The organism is Pseudomonas syringae pv. cilantro, assembly GCF_001293775.1.
Taxonomy (GTDB): domain Bacteria; phylum Pseudomonadota; class Gammaproteobacteria; order Pseudomonadales; family Pseudomonadaceae; genus Aquipseudomonas; species Aquipseudomonas syringae_P.
On the sequence record NZ_LGLN01000038.1, the window covers coordinates 2,017 to 3,249 of the forward strand.

Genomic DNA, 1,233 nt, shown 5'->3' on the forward strand with positions numbered 1-1,233 from the left:
TGCCTTTTTCCGGGTTTAATCTGCCTTTTTCCGGGTTGGCATCATGATTTCTGCCAAAAAAAAACTTGGCAGACATCAATAATTCTGCCATATTTTTAAAAGGCAGAATTACCCGGAAGACGGCAGAATTGGCTACGAAATCTATTCGATCATCCATAGACTCACTGGTCACCGATGCAGGCAGCCATTCAAATCTAGGCCGTCTAATAGGCGAACGCTGGATATCCATGACTAATGCGTTAGTCAGGGCAGGCCATGGGTTGTCGCTGACAGAGAAACGAATTATTGGCATTGCTGCAACCACTCTGGATAGTTACAGCGCTTTGAAAGTAGGAGATGTGCCGATAACTAAGATTTCAGCATCTGAGTATGCTGAAACCTTCAATGTTGATATGAGCACTGCATATGAACAGTTACAGGACGCTGCGAAACATTTGTACAACCGTTCCATTACTTTTTACGAGCAGGCTCCGCGACGGCGCGGCAAAGAGATAAAGCCAACAAAAGTACATATGCGGTGGGTTGGTCAAGTCAAGTACCATGAGGGTGAAGGTTGGATCGAACTTCACTGGTGGCCTGCACTTTTGCCTCACCTTACTGGACTTAAAAAGAATTTTACGACTTATCAGCTACAGCAAGCTACGGCCCTGCGCTCCGTGTATTCTTGGAGATTGTTGGAGTTATTGAGTAGGTTCGAAGATACCGGCTGGCTAGAAATAAGCATTGAAGACTTTTCTCAATCTATGGATGCCACAGAAAAACAAAAAGCTGATTTCGCTGCTATCCGCCGAAAGATAATAGAGCCTAGTGTTAACGAACTAGTTGAAAAAGATGGGTGGAAAATACAGTGGAAGCCCATTAAAACAGGTAGGAGAGTCACTGCATTACGTTTCTTTTTTTCAAAAGACGATCAATTGAGATTAGAAATTTAAACGCTCTTGCCGTGGGCTTCGAAACCACGGCTAGAGCTAACCACAGCAACATCAATAGGAGATGTACACCATGGCTAAGCGTAATAATAACCCGAAACACTCTGACCCCCTAGGTGTAGGTAAAGGCGGCATGGGTTTTGAACTCCATATGCCTGGTACAGAGCCGGTAATAGGCCAGCCATACGCTAAGGACTACCGCATCACAGTGGAAAGGTGTGACGGGATAGCACCTAACGAATCTGAAGTGTTCGTCGCCCTGAATCTGTTCGTGATCGCCCGAGCGGGGGATGAACGACCTTTT

3 protein-coding genes are annotated in these 1,233 nt (G+C 45.6%); 2 read left to right on the forward strand and 1 reads right to left on the reverse strand.

Annotated elements, in window-relative coordinates; genetic code table 11:
* A partial coding sequence (locus ABJ99_RS29120) for a hypothetical protein (protein ID WP_230081015.1) occupies nt 1-229 on the reverse strand: 229 nt, incomplete at its 3' end.
* Here ABJ99_RS29120 and ABJ99_RS12095 point away from each other — a divergent pair.
* Together ABJ99_RS12095 and ABJ99_RS29125 are read left to right on the forward strand one after the other, a co-directional pair.
* Nucleotides 228-932 (forward strand): replication initiation protein, encoded by a 705-nt coding sequence (locus tag ABJ99_RS12095; protein WP_054086043.1) that lies wholly within the window; start codon nt 228-230, stop codon nt 930-932. The two genes, ABJ99_RS29120 and ABJ99_RS12095, sit on opposite strands and share 2 nt — an antisense overlap.
* Nucleotides 933-1,002: 70 nt before the next feature.
* Nucleotides 1,003-1,233, forward strand: a 231-nt coding sequence (locus ABJ99_RS29125; protein ID WP_230081016.1) for a hypothetical protein, incomplete at its 3' end; no start/stop codon positions are given.

Coding starts and splice junctions, on each gene's coding strand:
- ABJ99_RS12095 (WP_054086043.1), top strand. CDS start 228: ATGACTAATGCGTTAGTCAGGGCAGGCCATGGGTTGTCGCTGACAGAG.